The sequence below is a fragment of the Limosilactobacillus urinaemulieris genome (genome assembly GCF_014838745.1).
GTDB lineage: Bacteria > Bacillota > Bacilli > Lactobacillales > Lactobacillaceae > Limosilactobacillus > Limosilactobacillus urinaemulieris.
The window spans coordinates 1-19644 of record NZ_JABUXR010000020.1 but is presented as its reverse complement, the minus strand read 5'-3'; the positions used below and the strand labels follow the sequence as shown (position 1 = coordinate 19644).

Here is a 19644-nt window from a genome sequence, read left to right as displayed (position 1 = left end):
AATTGACCATTCAGTAATTTAATCATCTTTTTCCAGCACCGTTACACTCTCAACGGTTCGTACCAACGAATCGCTGTGTCACTCCGTTCCTTACTCTTCGGGTACTATCGTATGGAGTATTTCAAGGCCTTGAGCGTGACTATTCATCACGCTCAAGGACGGAAATACTCTCAACATGTGTCGTCTGTGGAAACTGATCCACTGGCTGAATTGGCTTTGTCACATGGTATCCTTGTTCAGCAAAGCGTTGAATATCACGAACCAAGGTGGCTGGATTACAGCTAACATAAATCACCTTTTGTGGTGCCATCTTACCAGTAGCCTCAATCAACGATTCAGCAAGGCCTTTGCGTGGTGGGTCAACGATCACGACATCCGGCTTCAGGCCATCTTCTTGCCACTTAGCAAATTGTTCTTCCGCTTTACCAACAACGAATTTAGCATTCTTAATACCGTTTCGTTTGGCATTGTGCTTGGCATCATCAATCGCTGCGGGAACTATTTCAACCCCGTAGACCTGCTTAGCATGCTTAGCAGCGGCTAATGAGATCGTCCCAATTCCACAATAAGCGTCAATGACCGTTTGGCTACCATCTAAGCCGGCATTTTCAATGGCCGTTTGGTAAAGGCGTTCAGTTTGTTGCGGATTAACTTGGTAGAACGATAATGGTGAAATTGCAAAATCAATGCCGAGCAATTGGTCATGAATTTCATCGGTACCCCAGAGCGTTTTATTCTTATCGCCAAGTAAACGGTTGGTTTTTTTGTCATTGATGTTTTGAACGATGCTTTTTACTCCTGGCACCTCAGCAACAATCCCGTCAACAATTTGCTTCTCCATCGGTAGACGCTTGGTGTTGGTAACCAAAACAACCATTACCTCATGACTGTAATATCCTCGACGCACCATGACAGTTCGGATCACACCCTTGCCAGTTCGTTCATCGTACGGTGTTACATGATATTTCCATAATAAATCACGGACAACCATAATTGCCTTATCAATAGCCGGATCTTGAATATAGAAGTCTTCAATTGGCACAAGGGTATGACTTCCACGCTTATAAAAGCCTGTTTCTAATTGACCACGAACCATCTTGACCGGTACCTGGGCCTTATTCCGGTAATGGTATGGTTTGTCCATCCCCATCGTTGGCAACACCTCAATTTCATCTAAGTGCGCCTTAGCTAGCAACTCAGCAATTTGGTGCTGCTTAAACTTTAATTGGGCTTCATATTTAAGGTGCCCAAGCGGTGCAATTCCCGTCTGGATATACTTCTTATCCTTAACATCAACCCGGTCAGGGCTCTTCGTTTGCCAGGCCATTACGCGGCCCCAGGCAAAGTGACTGGCAACTTTTGTAATACGGACAGTGATCTCTTCCCCAGGCAAAGCATTCGGAACGAAGACAGGAAAATCAGCAATCTTCACAACCCCATTACCCTCGTAGGTCAAATCAACTACCTTAGCGGGGTACTCTTCGTTTTTATGTACTGGAATATTTAATTTCAACGTTATTCCTCCATTAATTTCAACGTGACAAACTTTCCCTATTATAACAAAATAAACGGCTAACTTCCTATTTTAGGACGCTAGCCGTTCAACTATTTAATTTTGCTTCTCTTCATGATCCTTAATGTCATCAACACTCTTCACGAAGTCTTGTTCAACCCGCTTAAAGTCATCAGAAACCGTAATGGCATCATCAGGGATTTCATCCAGGTTAGCAACAACCTCAATGTGCTGTTTCAAGTCATGAAATTTCATTGGCGCATCGCCACCATATTCACCATCAAGGTTAACCATTAAGCGATCATCCTTATTTAGTGGAATTACTTCAATATCGGTTGCCTTCTCATAGATAATTTGTGGGTCATCTAAATGCTTTCCTTGCAGGGCTTTTGCCATCAGACTCAACATATCAATCATGTTCGTCTTCTTCACGATAATCATCGTAAACTTACCGTCATCAAGAGAAGCATCGGGAACGATTTGTTCAAAACCACCAACAGAATTTGTCAAGGCAATCATGAACATCGTTGCGTTACCACGATATTCTTTACCATCGTACTTAATCTGCATCTCAATTGGCTTGATCCGCGGGATAAGTTCTGCCCCCTTAGCAAAGTAAGCAGCATAACCGAAGAGGGATTTCATTTGAGAAGGAACCTCGTAGGTTAATTCAGTCATCGTTCCCCCGGCAGCAATATTCATAAAGTAATTCTCGCCTGCTTTACCAATATCAATTTTGAATTTCTTATTTTTCTTCAAAATCAACTTAGCTGCGGCAATCGGATCATCACGGGGAATCCGTAATGCCCGCGCGTAGTCGTTGGTCGTTCCAGCAGGAATAATTGCCAAGGTTGGCCGATGCTCTAATCCGGCAATCCCGTTAATTACTTCATTGAGGGTTCCATCACCACCCGCGGCAACAATCAGGTCAAAGCCTTCCTTAGCTGCTCGAGTGGCCTCATTCTTCGCCGAATCAGGTGCTGGCGTTGTGGCAAAAGCACTAGTTTCATAACCAGCTTTTTCATAGATTGAAAGAATATCAACCAGATCGCTCCGAAACGTTTCACGACCAGAAGTAGGATTATAAATTATCCGGGCACGTTTTCGCACGGTCATCCCTCCAAACTACTTAGCGTTTAATAACTTCATCAACAACTTAGTAACAACTTGTGGGTTAGCCTTACCACGAGTTTGCTTCATGATTTGACCCATTAAGTAACCAACAGCCCGATCTTTACCGTTCTTAAAGTCTTCAATTGACTGTTCGTTGTTTGCTAAAACATCATCAACGATTGGTTGCAATTGAGCTGGGTCAGATAATTGAACTAAACCGTGTTCCTTAGCGTAAGCACTTGGTTCTTCACCATCAAGAATTCCCTTGAAGACCTTCTTCGCCATCTTGGATGAAATGGTGCCATCTTCAATCAACTTAACCATTCCGGCCAAGTTAGCTGGGGTTAGCTTAGTATCAGGTAGGTCAACCTGCTTATCGTTCAAGTAGGAGTTCACATCGTTCATTAAGTAGTTAGCAACCCGCTTGGGATCGCCACCATCCTTAACCGCTTCTTCAAAGAAGTCAGACATTTCCTTCGTCTGGGTTAAGACCATCGCATCGTAATCAGTTAAACCTAGATCCTTAACATAGTGCGCCCGCCGTTCACCTGGCATTTCAGGCATTTCGGCTTCAATTTCGTCAATCCATTTTTGGTCAACGTTCAAATCAGGAATATCTGGTTCTGGGAAGTAGCGGTAGTCATCGGAACCTTCCTTAGTCCGCATTGAGATTGTTTCACCAGTAGCTTCATCATAACGCCGTGTTTCTTGGGCGATGTGACCGCCTGAAAGCAAGACATTTTGATGCCGCTTCTGTTCGAATTCAAGTGCCTTTCGAACATAGTTAAAGGAGTTAATGTTCTTCATTTCAGTCTTAGTACCAAATTGATCAGAACCAACTGGACGGATTGAAATGTTAGTGTCGACACGCATTGAACCTTCTTCCATCTTCACATCAGAAATCCCAGTAAACTGGATCCGTTGACGAAGAGCTTCCAAGTAGGCAACAGCTTCTTCAGGGGAAGCAATATCCGGCTTAGAAACAATTTCGATTAATGGTGTTCCTTGACGGTTTAAGTCAACATATGAGTACTTGCTGGTGTGGGTGTTCTTACCAGCATCTTCTTCAATATGCATTTCTTCAATCCCAATTTTTTCCTTCTTTCCATCAACTTCAATCTCGATCCAACCGTCATGAGCAATTGGTGTTTCTGATTGAGTAATCTGGTAAGCCTTTGGGTTATCTGGGTAGAAGTAGTTCTTTCGGTCAAAGTGCATGTGACGAGCAATTTGGGCATGAAGAGCCAGGCCGGCCATAATTCCATCACGAACAACACCCTTGTTCAATGTTGGCAAAACACCAGGGTAACCCCAGTCGATCACATTAGTATTTCTGTTAGGTTGGTCACCATACTCTACTGGTGATGGACTGTAAATTTTTGAATTAGTCTTCAATTCGACGTGGACTTCTAGCCCAATCGTTGTTTCAAAGTTCATCTTAGTTTTGACCTCCTAACTTAGGTGCCTTCTTGTGAACATCAGTAGTTTGTTCAAAGACATAAGCAGTGTTGTAGACTGTTTGTTCATCAAATGGCTTCCCAATGATTTGTAAACCAACTGGCATGCCGTTCTTTGCTGAGAAGCCAGCTGGAACTGACATTGCGGGAAGGCCAGCCATGTTAACAGGAACGGTCAAGACATCGTTCATGTACATGGTTTGCGGATCATCAATTTCGGCACCAATCTTGAATGCTGTTGAGGCACCAGTAGCACCAAGAATAACGTCATGATCCTTAAAGACATTGTCAAAGTCTTGAGCAATTAGACGACGAACTTTAGCGGCTTTGTTGAAGTAGGCATCGTAGAACCCAGCTGAAAGGGAGAAGGTTCCCAACATGATCCGCCGTTTAACTTCTTCGCCAAAACCTTCAGTCCGGGAACGAACATAAACATCTTCAATATTCTTAACATCTTGTGCCCGGAAGCCATAACGAATCCCATCATACCGTTGAAGGTTAGATGATGCTTCAGATGAGGCCAAGATGTAGTACGCAGGAACACCGTACTTGGTATGTGGTAAGGAAACCTCATCAATAATGGCACCAAGTGATTCAAGGTGATCAAGAGCATTCTTAATTACTTCATGAACATCATCGTTAATTCCCTCGAAGTATTCTTTAGGAACGGCAATCCGCAATCCCTTAACATTGGTGTCATCATTTAATTGAGCGGCCCAGTTAGGAACTTCCTTTAGGGATGAAGTCATGTCGTGTTCATCATTGCCACTAATCATTTGAGTTAACAATGCGTTGTCCTTAACCGTTCGCGTTAACCAACCAACCTGGTCAAAACTTGAACCAAAAGCAATAATTCCCCAACGAGATACTCGGCCATATGTTGGCTTCATTCCAACAATTCCGTTAAATGAAGCTGGCATCCGAATGGAACCACCAGTATCAGTCCCCAATGCACCAAGGACATCCCCAGCAGCAACTGCGGCAGCAGAACCACCTGAAGAACCACCAGGAACCCGGGTAAGGTCCCATGGGTTATGGGTTGTGAAGAATGCCGAATTTTCAGTTGATGAACCCATGGCGAATTCGTCTAGGTTTGTCTTCCCCACATTAATGAAGCCGTTATTATTTAGCTTTTCAACAACCGTTGCATCATAAACAGGGTTAAAGTTTTCCAAGATTTTAGATGCCGCGGTAGTCTTTAATCCCTTAGTTAAGATGTTATCCTTAACTGCTAATGGGACCCCAGCAGTTAATTGGTCTTCACTGATTCCTTGTTGATCAACTTCAGCAGCCTTCTTCAATGCCGCTTCTTCGTTTAAGGTAATGAAGGCCTTTACTTGATCTTCATTTTTCTTAATATGATCAAAGGTTTCTTTCGTTAATTCAGTTGCACTGATCTTTTTGTTCTTCAAATCATCATGCAGCTGACTTAAGTCGGTTTGATAGAAATCCATTATTCGCCGTCCTCACTTTCATCGATGATTGCAGGAACTTTAATGTACCCATCATCAGTATCAGGAGCGTTATTAAGCAGTGCATCAGTCTCTTTTTTAGAGCTCTTAACTGCCTTGTCCTCACGCATAACATTTTCCCGATCTGAAGCTGAAGTCATTGGTTCAACACCCTCGGTATCAACATTAGTGAGGTCTTCAAACATATCAATAATGCTTCCTAATTGAGTGGTAAACTTGGTAAGTTCTTCATCTTTAAATTCCAACTTAGCAAGTTCAGCAACGTGTTCTACTTGTTGCTCAGTGATCTTACTGGCCATTCTCTCTACCTCTTTTCCAGTAATTATGGCTTAAATATAGTACATACATTTTATAATTTTAGCACAGAATACTAATGGTTTTAACTATTCATCCTTAAATATTCAAGGGAAAAGAAAGTGTTTCATAATTGATGAAGAAGTGAAACTTCATGTTATGAAACACTTAATTTTATTATTTAGTTATATGTGTTCGCCGTGACCGCAACTTCCGCCTAATGCCACATAGTCGAAATGCGTTCAGCCTAAGCTCCCTCACAATAGTTCTACTGTAACATAGTCAAAACGTGTTCGCCCTAACCTTCCTCGAGCTAACGACCTCCACCTCCGACGACAAAACGTCGTTCGGTGGAGAAATCGTTAGCCACCGGAAGGTTTTAACGGGCTCACACTCTAGTTTTTAATACGAATCAAACACGTGGCTTTGGAATTTGTCGGAGCCGGAATTACGATAAACAACAGCTTGCATTTCGGAACTAGATTGAATTTTAATATCGATTGGAATTCCGCTTGGCAAGTATTTTCTTGCGGCTCGTACAATGTATTGGGTAAAGCTGGTAATTTCAGTTTGACTGTAGAACTGCGTTGTAATCGTAATATGCATTCCAGTCAATGAACTACCGTTATACTGTGCTTGAGCAGTTACACCGCTTAAGTTAGGGAAGAAACTTTGCACCTGACTCTTAAAGTTAGAGAAACTATCGTTGTCCGACTGGTCAGACTTGGTTTCCTGATCAGTTCCGTTAGCCTTTGGTAATACAGCAGTCCGGTAATCAAGCTTATGCCAACTGCTAATCTTGTTTCCATTATTCTTACTATAAGCAAAGAAGCTTCCACCAACTAAACTGTCATCTGGTGCCTGCTTATATAGGGCAATCACAATTGGAACATTGCGCAATTCTTTTTTCTTCCGCAACCGGGTTAAGACCTTTTGCGCAGCAATTTCACCCTGACGCTTAACCTCAGCATCGCTAATGTTCTTAGTATAGTTTGGTCCATCGGTCTTCTTCTGGTAATTATATTCGGAATTAATCCCAATTCCGATAGTAACACCATGAAGTTTCATTGAATTACCGCTTTCCTGCATGTAATCCTGTTCTTCAATTTGTTGAATGTACTCTGGATTCGGATCACTCTTCTTCCCTTCAGCAGGGTTGAGCCCTTCCGGATTACTCTTACTCTTCCGTCCTAACCAATTCTCTACTGTACTAGTATCAAGATATTGACCTTCTTGGAAGATATAATTTTTGGTTGAGAAAACCCGTTTTGATACTTGAGTTAAGCCACTTTCAAAGCTTTTAAGGTTATAGGGATTACTATTTTGACTAACATTTACCCCGCGCGCCTTACTCGTCTTATAGTGACCGTCCTTAATAACTCCCTGATAAGTTCCGCTTAGCGAGCCAGTAGTACTATAATCTTTTGATGACTTATGACCAAATCCGCATGAAGTCAAGACAAGCGTTGACATCAAGAGGGCAATCCCAACAGTCAATTTTTTCACTTTATTCTTCAACGTTTATTGTTCCTCCTTCATTGCCTGGCTAAAGCGTTGTTCATCCCAAACATCAACTCCAAGATCCTGAGCCTTACTGAGTTTGCTTCCTGCTTTTTCTCCGGCAATGACAATATCAGTCTTTTTCGAAACACTGCCTGTTACTTTAGCACCATGGGCCTCTAACCAGTCTTTTGCTTCTGTCCGAGTCATTTCTACTAGTTTTCCAGTTAAAACAACTCGTTTACCATTCCAGTCGCTTGATTCATCGACTGAAGTAGTTGTGCCAAGATAGGTAAAGTTGAGACCGGATTGACGAAGCTCTTCAATTAATGACTGAACCTGTTCATTGGCAAAGTATGTTTCCACACTTTCACCAATTGTCGGGCCGATCCCATCAACAGCGGAAATCTCATCAGCATTAGCTTCCATTAGTCGATCTAAATCATTAAAGTGGGCCATAATCAAACGTGCTGCTTTAGCACCAACATGACGGATACCAAGTCCGAATAAAAGGCGCTCGACAGAATTATTACGACTATTATTGATCGATGTCAATAAGTTTGTCGCTGATTTTTCACCAAATTTATCTAAAGTTAATAATTGATCTTCCGTTAAGGCATAAAGTCCAGCGACATCGTGAATAAGCTTCTTATTCCATAACTGTTCAATAATCTTGGGCCCGAGACCGCCAATGTCCATCGCATTTCGTGAAGCAAAATGTGCTAACCCCTCTTTAATTTGTGCTGGACACATTGGATTGATGCACCGAAGAGCGACTTCATCATCAAGGTGAACCAGTTTAGAACCACACGCTGGACATTCTGAAGGAATTTGGTACGGTTCACTATTTGCAGGTCGTTTGCTTAAATCAACTTTAGAAATTTCGGGAATGATATCGCCAGCCTTGTGAAGATAAACGGTATCGCCTAACCTAACATCCTTTTCCTTTAAGTAGTCAGGATTATGAAGGGAAGCACGACTAACTGTTGTCCCAGCCAATTGAACCGGATCCATTACAGCAGTCGGCGTTACATTCCCTGTTCGGCCAACAGTCCATTCGATATCACGGATAATTGTCGGCTGTTCTTCTGGAGGAAACTTGTAGGCAATCTCCCAGCGAGGTACCTTAACGGTATTTCCGAGCGCTTCTTCAGTCTCAAGATCATTAACCTTCTCCACAATTCCGTCAATTCCGTAGGCTAACTGATCACGTTTAGCCGTGTATTCATTAATGTAATCTTCTATTTCTTGGCGATTATGAACAACCCGGTTATGCGGATTAACCTTAAAGCCAAGCTCTCGCATCCTATCTAAAGCCTCTGCTTGAGTTGTAACTCCCAGCTTTTGATATTCAGGAACATAGTACATAAATGTGTCTAAGTCACGTTTGGCCGTAACAGTAGGATCTAACTGTCTGAGACTCCCTGCGGCTGCATTGCGGGGATTAGCAAAGATCGACTGACCATCAGCCTCACGTTGAGCATTTAACTTAGCAAATGACTCTTTAGGCATATAACATTCACCACGAAATTCAACAGAAAGTGGTTCGGGAAGCTCACGCGGTACTGATTTGATCGTCTTTACGTTTTCAGTCACATCTTCCCCAATATTACCATTGCCCCGAGTCGAACCTTGAACTAGCTTTCCGTTCTCATAAACAAGTGATAACGATAAGCCATCGATCTTTAATTCAAGGTTATATTCTGGCTCAACATCAACGTCGCGATTTTCTTGCTGGCGATGGTTAAAGTCCATCAGCTCTTCAATTGAGAAGACATCCCCCATTGACAGCATCGGGATCTCATGTTGAACCTTCGTCAGCTGACTTTCAGCTTCACCACCAACTTGCTGTGTTGGTGAATCCGGCGTTTGCAATTCGGGAAAGCGTTGTTCAATTTGAACAAGTCGTTGATATTGACGATCATAAACATAGTCTTCAACAGTAGGACTATCCTGTTCATAGTACTCTTTCCCCCATTGAGCAATTTGCTTTCGTAATGGAGCAATTTCTTTTTTTGCCTGATCCAATGTTAATTGTGCAACCGGGATTGATTGATTATCCATTTTATTGGCCTCACTTTAATTAATCAGTAACCTTCTTAATGGGAGCAAAACTAGCTAACAGCCGCTTAACTCCCTGTTGAGGGAAGGCAATGTCAAGTTCCTTATCGTTACCGTTTCCGCTAACTTTAACAACAGTTCCTTCACCCCACTTCTTATGGGTCACCTTATCACCAGTCTTCCAGGAAACTTGATCAGCTCCTGTTCCAGTATTAGTCACTGGCTTTACTCGCTTCCCCGCACTTCGGTATTGACGACGTTGCTTCTGTTCTCGATAAGTAGTTGCAGTAGCAGCCTCACCACCAAATGGTAATTTCTGTCCTCCAAGACGATCGGCAGGTTGATCATTTTCAAACTTAAGCAAGTCGGGATTAATCTCTTCAACAAACCGAGATGGCTGGTTTCGCTGAATTCGTCCGTAAAGGAGTCGCGAAAAGGCATTCGTTAAGTAAAGCTTTTTCTTTGCTCGGGTAATACCAACATACGCAAGCCGCCGCTCTTCTTCTAGTTCATCATCTTCTAAAATTGCCCGAGAAAGCGGGAAGATCCCTTCTTCCATCCCTACAAGAAAGACTACTGGGAATTCTAGCCCTTTAGCAGCATGGAGGGTCATTAACGTCACTGCTGGTGCTTGTTCATCGACGTCATCCTGATCAGAAACCAGGGCAAGATCAGCAAGGAAGTTGGTAATCTTTTGAATGTTATTATCATCGTCATCCTTATGCTGCTCGTCGTATTCTTGGGTAACTGATTTAAATTCATCGAGGTTTTCACGCCGAGCCTGTGCTTCAAGGCTCTTATCCTGTTCAAGCGCTTTGTTGTAACCACTCTTATCCAAGATTTCTTCCGTTAAATCAGTTAAGTTTAGGAATTCCGCTTGCTTAGTTAGGTTACGCATCAACTGACCAAATTCGTCAATTTTGACCCGTGTTCGTGTGGAAATGTTATTGGCAATATCAACATTTTCTGCTGCTTCAAGAAGTGACCAGTTATTATCATTAGCAAATTCCCGCAAATGATCAACACTGGTCATCCCAATTCCTCGCTTAGGAGTATTAACCACTCGTTCAAAACTCATTGAATCTTGAGGATTAACAATTAATGTCAAGTAGGCTAGAATGTCCCTAATTTCTTTCCGGTCGTAGAATTTATGACCACCAACCATAGTGTAAGGTACACTACTCTTTAAGAAAGTTTCTTCGATCATCCGTGATTGAGCGTTAGTACGGTAAAGAATGGCAAAGTCATTGTACTTATAATTATTCTTTTCTCGCTCCTCCTTAATCTTAGAAACAATAAATTGAGCCTCATCATGTTCATTTTGAGCTCGGTAATAAGAGTTCTGATCTCCCTTGCCATTTTCCGTCCATAAATTCTTTTTCTTTCGGTAAACATTATTATCGATCACTTCGTTTGCCGCATCCAAAATTGTCTGTGTTGAACGATAATTTTGTTCCAGCATTACTGTATGTGCTTGTGGATAATCATGTTCAAAGTTTAAAATATTATTCATGTTTGCACCACGCCAACCATAGATACTCTGATCAGCATCCCCAACAACACAAAGGTTTTTGTATCCCTGGGCAAGCATGTTAACTAACTTATATTGAGCATCGTTGGTGTCCTGATACTCATCAACATGGATGTAGTGGAATTTATCTTGGTAGAATTCCAGAGTCTCTTGATCCTTTTCAAAGAGCTCAATTGTTTTCATAATCAAATCATCAAAGTCTAGGGATTGGTTAGCCTCTAGTTCCCGTTGATAGAGTTTATATGCGCGAGCAACCATATTCTCGAACATGCTACTGGCCTCTTTTGAATAGTCATCAGGGGTTTGCAATGCATTTTTCGCATTAGAGATTGCACTGAGGATACTTCGAGGATCGAATTTTTTGGTATCAATATTTAATTCTGCACAAATTCGTTTCATCAATGTTCGTTGCTCACTGGTATCAGCGATTGTAAATGCTCGGTTATAACCCAGTTTTTCAATATCACGTCGCAGAATCCGTACACAAAGGGCGTGAAATGTGGAAACCCAAATGTCACGGGCACTTTCACCCAAAAGTTTACCAACACGTTCTTGCATTTCTCGTGCGGCCTTATTCGTAAAAGTAATCGCAAGAATGTTCCAAGGAAGCACACCCTTTTCTTCGATCAGATATGCAATTCGATGAGTTAGTACTCGAGTCTTTCCTGAACCAGCTCCAGCCATTACTAAGAGCGGTCCCTCCGTTGTTAAGACTGCTTCGGTTTGCTTATCATTCATGCCGTCTAAAAGTGCTTGACTATTCACGCCTATTTCCATCCTCTCTAAATTTCAGTCGGCTCATATTATACCAAATTTTGAACTTCTTTTGGCTATTTTCGAACATATGTTGCAAAAAAGAAAACTGAGCTTAAGACTTTCCGTGAGCAGTCTCAGCTCAGTTTTTATTTATTTTTCTTGCTCTTCGTTATCTGACTCTGAATTTGGCAATGTTTTATTCCAAACTTCAGTATCATCAACCTGATTTTGTAAAGCATTCAGGTCAGTATCGCCAGTAACCCAAACAAAACCAAGAATTCCTGCTGGATCATCTTTATCCGTATTATTAAAGAACCGGAACTTCCAATTATTCTTAAGGAGCCACTGACGACGAATAGCAACGGCTTGGTAGTTCCGAATAATCATTAATAATGCCGTCTGTAACTGTCTGATAACATGAAGCGGCATCCCAACGCTTGCTCGCAATTGTTGTTCGTACTGATCCACATTTGTCGTGTTGTCATAAACATTAGCAATTGATGTTAATCCTAACTCAATGTTCTTAACATACAGTGTTCCAGTCGAAGTTACATAAAAGTTAACCGAGAAAACACCAGTATATTGAAGTGAATCAGCAACGCTCTTAATAATGCGGTGCATTTCTTGTAACATATCATCCGCAACTTCAGCAGGCGAAGCTACTGAAATTAATTGCCGGTCTTCGTTATATTCCAATTGCGCTAAGGGGAAGATTTCAACTTCGCCGTTAGCGCAAGCAGCAGTTAAGGTATATTCTGCCGTATGATCGATCCACGATTCCAATAGGTAGGTTCCAGTATCAATAAAGTCCGCTGCCCTAGTTATGTCAGATTGACGCTTAATCATCATTGATTGTTCGCCAATTCCCCGTTGAATTGGCTTCAAAAGGGCAGGATAACCAATTGAATCAATTGATTGATAAACATCGTCTAATCCGATAACAGTAACATAGGGAGCAATATTAATATTGATTTGATCCAAAAATGCTCGTTCCATTAACCTGTCTTGGACAATTTCCAAGCCGTTAATTCCTTGTGGGATTGCTGCATATTGACCAAGAAAACGAATTACAGTTGAATCAATGTTCGGAGTTTGGTAAATAATAGCATCACAGGCTTCACCAAATTCGGTAAGTTTTTGCTTGTCATTATAAGCACCATCAATTGTAAAGTCTGCCATTTTAGTGATTTCAGGTTGAGAATGATCAACGTAAACGTCAACATTGAATCCCGCTTTTTTAGCAGCTGCAATCATCGCTACTCCATTACGGTTAATTCCAATAATCCCTAAAGTACTACCAGGAAAAATTGTATTACTCATTTAATTCTCCTCTCCACTTCATCATTAATCTTCCATAAAGGTTACTTTACCATCCGCTAATGACTTAATTCGTGCTAGTGACTCAACACGAATGCCCCGATCCTTTAACTCTTGCGCGCCGGGTTGGAAACTCTTCTCAATAACAATTCCGGCACCAGCAACGTCAACACCGGCCTGATCAGCAATCTCCAGCATTCCTTCGACTGCCTGACCATTAGCTAAGAAGTCATCAATCATTAAAATCTTATCATTGGCATCGACATACTTTTTAGAAATCGAGATCCGATTAGTAGTCTTTTTAGTATACGAATAAACATCTGCGGTATACATATTTTGATTCAGGGTTAAACTCTTATGCTTACGGGCGAAAATTACCGGAACTTTAAGTTCTAGTCCTGTCATTACAGCAGGAGCAATCCCTGATGATTCAACTGTCCAAACCTTAGTAATTCCTTCATTGGCAAATAACTTTGCAAACTCTTGACCAACTTTAAGCATCAATTCTGGATCAACCTGGTGATTAAGGAAAGCATCCACCTTCAAAACATTTCCTGGAAGAACCGTTCCGTATTGTTCAATCTTCTCTTGTAATTCTCTCATAATATAAACCCCTCTTGATTATTTATCATAATTATATAACTTATATGTCTGGATGACTGAAATAAGCTTCTTGGCATAGTCAGGATCGGTAGCGTAGCCAGATTGCTGCAGAGCCTTTGCTGCTTCTTCATAATTAGTAGCCTTAACAACTCGATCATAATTCTGCCGATTCATGTCAGTTCCCTGAAGCATTAACCGAGTATGATCCTTAATTGACTCATCCCAACTACTATAAACACGAAAACGGTCCTTAATGACAATCCATTTACCACCAGTATATTCCTTAGTTGTCATAACTTTTGAATTAGCACCAGTTCCCTTAATTCCGAAGAGATTATGATACTGAGTAGCTAATTTACTGGTGCCCCAATTAGATTCAAGAATCGCCTGAGCAATTGTAATTGACGCGTAGACATGGTATGTATTCTGCATTGCTTGAGCCTCTGGAGCCACCTGCTTAATAAACAACTCTTTAGCTTCACGATCTCGCTTCAGCGCAGCCTGTTCGATACGTTGCTGGTTCCAAATTCGGTAAAAGTGATGACCAACATATACACCTAGGAACAATATAATAATAACTAATAGCCACACAAAAATGCTTCCCTGTGATCTTTTCTTCCTCGTTCTTCTCCGCCGCCGTTTTGCCAAAAGCTATGCCTCCCTTATTTTAACTACTAACTATTGATTGTAGCAAAATAAGCCTTGTTTGGGAGAATATTTTAGTATTTTAAATTTAAAAATAAGAAAAGGGCTGGAATTTTCTCCAACCCCCGTTAAACAATATGGTCAAAATCCGCTCCTCAGAATCTCACTGGCATTCCGCAAGTTCTTCACTGAGTTGCGCTTTTCATTCTAGTGGAACTGCATCCCACCATCAACAATAATTGTCTGTCCGGTAATGTAATTCGAATCAGGACCAGCTAAGAAGCCAACAGCATTAGCAACATCTTCTGGTTCAGAAAGACGTTTCAAAGCAATGTTCTTAGCAAATGTCTGCATTCCCCATTCATCACTCTTACCAGCATTCTTTCCTACTTGATGGGCAATATCAAACATCATTGGTGTCTTAACAATTCCTGGAGCATATGCGTTAACAGTAATACCTTCATCCGCTAAATCACGAGCAGCTACTTGGGTAATTCCTCGAATAGCGAACTTAGTACCAGAATAAAGTGCTAAGTTTGGATTACCAACTACCCCCGCTTGCGAGGTGGCATTAATGATCTTTCCACCATGACCTAACTTATTAAATGCTTGGTGTGCAGCTTGAATTCCCCAAAGGACACCACCAACATTTACTCCATAAACCTTTTCAAATTGCTCAGGAGTAATTGTGTCAATTGGTGTAGTTGGACCAAGGCCAGCATTATTAACAACTACATTTAAATCACCAAAATGATCAACAGTCTTCTTAACCGCAGCAAATACAGCATCACGATCAGAAACATCCGCAACAATTGGTAAGGCTTCACCACCCTTTTCTTCCAATTCCTTAGCAGTTTCTTGTAATTTGTTTTCTTCCAGGGCAACTAAAGCGACAGAAAAGCCATCATTAACTAACCGTTCTGCAATTGCCTTACCAATACCTTGACTACCACCAGTAACTAAAGCAACACGTTTTGCCATAATTTAGCCTCCTTATATTAGTAAGCGGTTACAACAACTATATTATACGTCTTTTAAATTAAAGATAAAAGAAATACGATTGTGTATGTGTATAAAAAAAGAAGTTGGACAAAAATCCAACTTCTTTTTTGGAAGCGATAAATCGAGTATTAACGCTTACTAAATTGAGCAGCCTTACGAGCCTTCTTAAGACCTGGCTTACGACGTTCCTTCATACGAGGGTCACGAGTCAAGAGACCGGCCTTCTTCAAAGCGTCACGGAAGTCAGGGTCAACTGCGAGTAATGCACGGGCGATACCGTGACGTACTGCACCAGCTTGACCAGAGAAACCACCACCGTTAACGTTAGCTAAAACATCGTATTGACCGTCAGTCTTAGTAACGTTAAATGGTTGGTTAACAATAGCACGTAAGTTGGCAAATGGAATGTAGTCTTCAATTGCCTTGCCGTTCATTGTAATCTTACCAGAACCTGGTACTAAGCGAACACGCACAGTAGCGTCTTTACGCCGACCAGTACCACTGTATTGAACTTGTTGAGCCAATTCCATTCCCTCCTTAAATTAAGTTAGTAATATCGAGTGCTTCAGGCTTTTGTGCTGCATGACTGTGATCTTCACCAGCGTATACATGAAGCTTTAAGCCCATCTTACGACCAAGAGAGTTGTGTGGAAGCATACCCTTGATTGAGTGTTCCAATAACTTCTCAGGTTCCTTAGCACGGAAGTCACCAGCAGTCCGTTGCTTCAAACCACCAGCGTAGTCTGAGTGACGGTAGTAAATCTTGTCAGTAGCTTTCTTACCAGTTAACTTAACTTGCGCAGCGTTGATAACAATAACATTGTCACCAGTATCAACGTGTGGAGTGTATGTTGGCTTGTTCTTACCACGCAAAATTGATGCGACGACAGCAGAAAGACGACCCATTGGGACATCCTTTGCATCGACAACGTACCACTTGCGATCAACTTCACCAGGTTTTGCGATGTATGTCGTTCTCACGATTAAGTCCTCCAATTTTGTTTTTCTTTTACATATAATAGTGTACCGAGTTATTAGATGGAAAAGAAATACCAAGTGCTAGTATACCTTGTTACAGCCACTTCGTCAATCACTTTCCCGATCATTCCCGTAATCTACTGAAACTAAATATAGTCCGCTTGCTGGAGCAGTCATTCGAGCTTGTGTCCGATCCTTAGCTGCTAAAACACGTTTAACATCATCAACAGGTCGTTGCTTACTGCCTATTTCTAAAAGAAAAGCTACCATAATGCGAATTTGATTATAGAGAAAGCCATTCCCAGTAAAATCAAAAACGACTTCATTTCTCAGTTCATCTCGTTTAATATCTATTTTATAAACGGTCCGAACGTTGCTTTTAGCTTGACTTCCTGAAGCTACAAAGCTAGTAAAGTCATGTTCACCAATAAAGTCCTTAGCGGCATTTTGCATTAACGTTAAATCTAATGGATATTTAAAGTGTGCTGTATAGTTTCTCTTAAAGGGATCAACAAATTCTCCTTGATCTACACGATAACGATAAGTTTTATTATGAACACTGTACCGAGCGTGAAAATCGCTATCTACTAATTCTGCCTTCTTTATTAGAATATCAAGTGGCAAAATACTATTTAATGCCTTGCGCATTGATTCATTACTCAAGCGATATGGAATATCAAAATGAGCAACCTGATTCAATGCATGAACTCCAGCATCAGTTCTTCCTGACCCAATTACCGGAATTTCAGGAGTTGGGTGCTTAGCAATCTTGTTAACCGCATTTTTTAAAACCTGCTCCACTGTTCTCTTATGCGGCTGAATTTGAAAGCCGGAAAAATTTGATCCATCGTAAGCAAACGTTATTTTGTAACGATACACAATAAAAAACCTTCCTCGTTAAATTAAATTTAAAATTCCAATTCCAACATCAGCCATAAGCATCAATAATAATGCAACGGTATCCCCTTTATGCCAATGTAATTGACGATACTGGGTTCGCGGACGCTCTAATGAATATCCACGGGCTTCCATTGCTGTTGCTAAATCTTCTGAATGCTGAAACGAATTTACAAATAATGGAATTATGATTGGAATAAGGTGCTTCAGTCTCGTTATTAAGTTTCCCTGATGGAAATCCATTCCCCGTGACCGTTGGGCATTCATAATTATCTTAATATCTGCCATAATTGTCGGAACAAATCTTAATGCAATTGATAACATCAGAGAAATTTTATCTACCGGAACCCTTAACCATTTTAATGGGGAAATTAACCATGAGAATGCCCCAGCTAATTGCAGGGTCGGCGTGGTTGCCGTAAGAACCGTAGAGGCTGTAATAATTACCGTGAACCGATAAAAAATTAAAAATGCATTCTTTATTCCGTCACTTGTTATCGAAATCCAGCCATAATGCCAATACATCTGACCACCACTACTGAACAGAACCTGTAGACAAACCGTTATTAGGATCACAATCAAAAATGGCTTTATCCCTGTCCAATACATTCGAAGGGGAACCCGGCTTATAATCAGCGTAATTAGTAAAATAAATGATATCCAAACTGCCGGCCATAAATGATTAGCAAAAAAAACACTGATAACATACCAAATACAAAGAATTAATTTAGTCCGAGCATCTAGTCGATGAATTGGTGAATTTAGTGGAACATAGCTTCCAAAGACAACCATGTTACCCATTCATCTTCCCTCCATTCTTCAGTCGTTCAATCAGGTTAGCAGTCAGTTCATCCAATGATAAAGGCAATCCGCTCAAACCAATTTCCCGGGAAATTTGAATACTTTTAGGAGCCAACAGGTTACTCTTATTTAACAATTGCTGACTACCAAAAAAATCTTGTGGGCTACCGTCAAACATAATCTGCCCATCGTGAAGCGCAACAATTTGCGTTACTAATGATGTGACCATTTCTAAATAATGAGTAATCATAATAATGGTAACTCCACGCTGGTTTAATTCTTTAATAATGTTGAGTAACCGTTGAACAGCCAAGGAATCAAGACCAACTGCAGGTTCATCTAAAATTAAAACTTCCGGATCCATTGCCAGGACTCCGGCAATTGCAACGCGTCGTTTTTGCCCACCAGATAGTGAAAAAGGAGATTGCTCAAGAATCGTCGGTGACAATTGAACGGTTTTTAACGCCTTCATAATTGACTTATTTATTTTTTCCTGAGGCCAACCAAGATTCTGTGGTCCAAATGCTAAATCATCACGAACAGTTTGTGCAAATAGTTGACGCTCAGGGAATTGAAAAACAAAGCCAATTTTTTGTCGAAATAGCTCCTGCTCTCTTTTGGATGTTTGATTATTAATTAACCGTCCATTAACAACTACCTGTCCTGATGTTGGAAGAGTCAAGGCATCAATTAAGTTTACCAGAGTTGACTTACCACTTCCGGTTTGGCCAACTAATACAGTAAATGCTCCATCAGCAACCTTTAGATTGATATTACGCAGTGCTTGGTAAGCTAAAGGCGTCGTTGGCTGATAAGTAAAGTTAACATTCCTTAATTCAATTTTTGCTTTAGCCATTGAACCATTTCCCCCGTTGTCATGTATCCTTGAGGTATCTTAATTCCCGCATGAATTAATCTCTCTCTAATTTGCTCACCAGCAGCTGGAGCAAGTTGAAGCTGTCTTAACAATTGATGATTTGATAAAACATCTCTGGTAATTCCATTTGCTACTACCTTACCTTGATCAAGAATCAAAATATGATCAGCCAGCTCTGCTTCATTAAGATCGTGAGTAATCATGATGATTGTATAACGTCCATCACGATGAAGAGCTTCTAATAGTTCCATAATTGATTTTCTTCCCATTGGATCAAGCATGCTAGTAGCTTCATCAAAGATAATTATTCTAGGCTTTACTGCCAACACTCCGGCAATAGCAATTCGTTGCTTTTGACCACCAGAAAGCTCAGCAATTAAACTATCTTCATAATCAGTCATTCCAACACTTCTTAGGGCTTGCTTAATGATCGTCGGCATTTTTTCCGGAGTAATATTATAATTTTCTAAACCAAAAGCGACATCTTCGGCAACCGTTGAGCCAACAAATTGATTTTCTGGATTTTGAAAAACCATTCCTACCAACTTATGAACTGTTTCTAAGTGTTGCTCATTTACCTCTAAATCACCAATCAGAATTTTTCCTTTACTTGGCCGAAGGAGACCATTAAGAAGACGAACAATCGTACTCTTTCCACTTCCGTTATGACCAACAACAGAAATCCATTTATTTACTGGCAAAACAAAGGATTGGTTATCTATTAACACCTTATCAGAATCAGGATATTTAAATGTGACATGGTTAAATCTAATCTCTTGCATCTTTTCTATCCTTTACATTAATACCTATTATTTTAACAGAGAAAG

18 protein-coding genes are annotated in these 19644 nt (G+C 40.9%); all 18 read right to left on the bottom strand.

The window, feature by feature from the left end; translation table 11 throughout:
• Positions 1 to 139 precede the first annotated feature (139 nt).
• The gene (rlmD, locus tag HUK45_RS08255; RefSeq protein WP_191911932.1) at positions 140 to 1513 is read right to left on the bottom strand and encodes a 23S rRNA (uracil(1939)-C(5))-methyltransferase RlmD; all 1374 of its coding nucleotides are present in this window, start codon (positions 1511 to 1513) and stop codon (positions 140 to 142) included.
• A 96-nt stretch (positions 1514 to 1609) separates the two neighbouring features.
• Positions 1610 to 2629 carry a diacylglycerol kinase gene (locus HUK45_RS08250; protein WP_191911931.1) on the bottom strand — a complete coding sequence of 340 codons (1020 nt, stop codon included), beginning with the start codon at positions 2627 to 2629 and terminating at the stop codon, positions 1610 to 1612.
• A gap of 9 nt (positions 2630 to 2638) precedes the next feature.
• Positions 2639 to 4063 (bottom strand): Asp-tRNA(Asn)/Glu-tRNA(Gln) amidotransferase subunit GatB, encoded by a 1425-nt coding sequence (gene gatB / locus HUK45_RS08245; RefSeq protein WP_191911930.1) that lies wholly within the window; start codon positions 4061 to 4063, stop codon positions 2639 to 2641.
• 1 nt (position 4064) lies between these two features.
• Entirely contained in the window at positions 4065 to 5537 is a 1473-nt protein-coding gene (gene gatA, locus HUK45_RS08240; protein ID WP_191911929.1) for an Asp-tRNA(Asn)/Glu-tRNA(Gln) amidotransferase subunit GatA, read from the bottom strand.
• On the bottom strand, positions 5537 to 5854 hold the full coding sequence (gatC, locus tag HUK45_RS08235) for an Asp-tRNA(Asn)/Glu-tRNA(Gln) amidotransferase subunit GatC (RefSeq protein WP_191911928.1): 318 nt from the start codon (positions 5852 to 5854) through the stop codon (positions 5537 to 5539). Before gatC ends, gatA begins: the two co-directional genes overlap by 1 nt.
• A 397-nt stretch (positions 5855 to 6251) precedes the next feature.
• Positions 6252 to 7367, bottom strand: coding sequence for a CamS family sex pheromone protein (locus HUK45_RS08230; RefSeq protein ID WP_191911927.1), 1116 nt, complete (start codon positions 7365 to 7367; stop codon positions 6252 to 6254).
• A gap of 3 nt (positions 7368 to 7370) precedes the next feature.
• Positions 7371 to 9413, bottom strand: a complete 2043-nt coding sequence (gene ligA, locus HUK45_RS08225) for an NAD-dependent DNA ligase LigA (RefSeq protein ID WP_191911926.1) — start codon at positions 9411 to 9413, stop codon at positions 7371 to 7373.
• A 19-nt stretch (positions 9414 to 9432) separates the two neighbouring features.
• Positions 9433 to 11718, bottom strand: a complete 2286-nt coding sequence (gene pcrA, locus HUK45_RS08220) for a DNA helicase PcrA (protein WP_191911925.1) — start codon at positions 11716 to 11718, stop codon at positions 9433 to 9435.
• Between the two features lie 129 nt (positions 11719 to 11847).
• Positions 11848 to 13017, bottom strand: a complete 1170-nt coding sequence (locus tag HUK45_RS08215) for an ATP-grasp domain-containing protein (protein ID WP_191911924.1) — start codon at positions 13015 to 13017, stop codon at positions 11848 to 11850.
• 24 nt (positions 13018 to 13041) lie between these two features.
• On the bottom strand, positions 13042 to 13617 hold the full coding sequence (locus HUK45_RS08210) for a xanthine phosphoribosyltransferase (RefSeq protein WP_191911923.1): 576 nt from the start codon (positions 13615 to 13617) through the stop codon (positions 13042 to 13044).
• An 18-nt stretch (positions 13618 to 13635) separates the two neighbouring features.
• Positions 13636 to 14265 carry a glycoside hydrolase family 73 protein gene (locus HUK45_RS08205; RefSeq protein WP_191911922.1) on the bottom strand — a complete coding sequence of 210 codons (630 nt, stop codon included), beginning with the start codon at positions 14263 to 14265 and terminating at the stop codon, positions 13636 to 13638.
• A 204-nt stretch (positions 14266 to 14469) separates the two neighbouring features.
• Positions 14470 to 15243, bottom strand: a complete 774-nt coding sequence (locus tag HUK45_RS08200; RefSeq protein ID WP_003716686.1) for a (S)-acetoin forming diacetyl reductase — start codon at positions 15241 to 15243, stop codon at positions 14470 to 14472.
• 149 nt (positions 15244 to 15392) lie between these two features.
• Positions 15393 to 15794 (bottom strand): 30S ribosomal protein S9, encoded by a 402-nt coding sequence (rpsI, locus tag HUK45_RS08195; RefSeq protein WP_191911921.1) that lies wholly within the window; start codon positions 15792 to 15794, stop codon positions 15393 to 15395.
• A gap of 7 nt (positions 15795 to 15801) precedes the next feature.
• Positions 15802 to 16245, bottom strand: a complete 444-nt coding sequence (gene rplM / locus HUK45_RS08190) for a 50S ribosomal protein L13 (protein WP_040530816.1) — start codon at positions 16243 to 16245, stop codon at positions 15802 to 15804.
• A 105-nt stretch (positions 16246 to 16350) separates the two neighbouring features.
• Positions 16351 to 17121 carry a tRNA pseudouridine(38-40) synthase TruA gene (gene truA, locus HUK45_RS08185; RefSeq protein ID WP_191911920.1) on the bottom strand — a complete coding sequence of 257 codons (771 nt, stop codon included), beginning with the start codon at positions 17119 to 17121 and terminating at the stop codon, positions 16351 to 16353.
• 18 nt (positions 17122 to 17139) lie between these two features.
• Entirely contained in the window at positions 17140 to 17940 is an 801-nt protein-coding gene (locus tag HUK45_RS08180; RefSeq protein ID WP_191911919.1) for an energy-coupling factor transporter transmembrane component T family protein, read from the bottom strand.
• A complete protein-coding gene (locus tag HUK45_RS08175; RefSeq protein ID WP_191911918.1) occupies positions 17933 to 18796 on the bottom strand; it encodes an ATP-binding cassette domain-containing protein in 864 nt (287 codons plus the stop codon). Before HUK45_RS08175 ends, HUK45_RS08180 begins: the two co-directional genes overlap by 8 nt.
• On the bottom strand, positions 18772 to 19599 hold the full coding sequence (locus HUK45_RS08170; RefSeq protein ID WP_191911917.1) for an energy-coupling factor transporter ATPase: 828 nt from the start codon (positions 19597 to 19599) through the stop codon (positions 18772 to 18774). The genes HUK45_RS08175 and HUK45_RS08170 overlap by 25 nt, the downstream gene beginning before the upstream one ends.
• Positions 19600 to 19644 lie beyond the last annotated feature (45 nt).

Excerpts from the sequence above, each read along its gene's own strand:
- HUK45_RS08250 (WP_191911931.1), bottom strand. The coding sequence starts at position 2,629 with ATGACCGTGCGAAAACGTGCCCGGATAATTTATAATCCTACTTCTGGT.
- gatB (WP_191911930.1), bottom strand. The coding sequence starts at position 4,063 with ATGAACTTTGAAACAACGATTGGGCTAGAAGTCCACGTCGAATTGAAG.
- gatA (WP_191911929.1), bottom strand. The coding sequence starts at position 5,537 with ATGGATTTCTATCAAACCGACTTAAGTCAGCTGCATGATGATTTGAAG.
- gatC (WP_191911928.1), bottom strand. The coding sequence starts at position 5,854 with ATGGCCAGTAAGATCACTGAGCAACAAGTAGAACACGTTGCTGAACTT.
- ligA (WP_191911926.1), bottom strand. The coding sequence starts at position 9,413 with ATGGATAATCAATCAATCCCGGTTGCACAATTAACATTGGATCAGGCA.
- pcrA (WP_191911925.1), bottom strand. The coding sequence starts at position 11,718 with ATGGAAATAGGCGTGAATAGTCAAGCACTTTTAGACGGCATGAATGAT.
- HUK45_RS08215 (WP_191911924.1), bottom strand. The coding sequence starts at position 13,017 with ATGAGTAATACAATTTTTCCTGGTAGTACTTTAGGGATTATTGGAATT.
- HUK45_RS08210 (WP_191911923.1), bottom strand. The coding sequence starts at position 13,617 with ATGAGAGAATTACAAGAGAAGATTGAACAATACGGAACGGTTCTTCCA.
- HUK45_RS08200 (WP_003716686.1), bottom strand. The coding sequence starts at position 15,243 with ATGGCAAAACGTGTTGCTTTAGTTACTGGTGGTAGTCAAGGTATTGGT.
- rpsI (WP_191911921.1), bottom strand. The coding sequence starts at position 15,794 with ATGGAATTGGCTCAACAAGTTCAATACAGTGGTACTGGTCGGCGTAAA.
- HUK45_RS08180 (WP_191911919.1), bottom strand. The coding sequence starts at position 17,940 with ATGGGTAACATGGTTGTCTTTGGAAGCTATGTTCCACTAAATTCACCA.
- HUK45_RS08175 (WP_191911918.1), bottom strand. The coding sequence starts at position 18,796 with ATGGCTAAAGCAAAAATTGAATTAAGGAATGTTAACTTTACTTATCAG.
- HUK45_RS08170 (WP_191911917.1), bottom strand. The coding sequence starts at position 19,599 with ATGCAAGAGATTAGATTTAACCATGTCACATTTAAATATCCTGATTCT.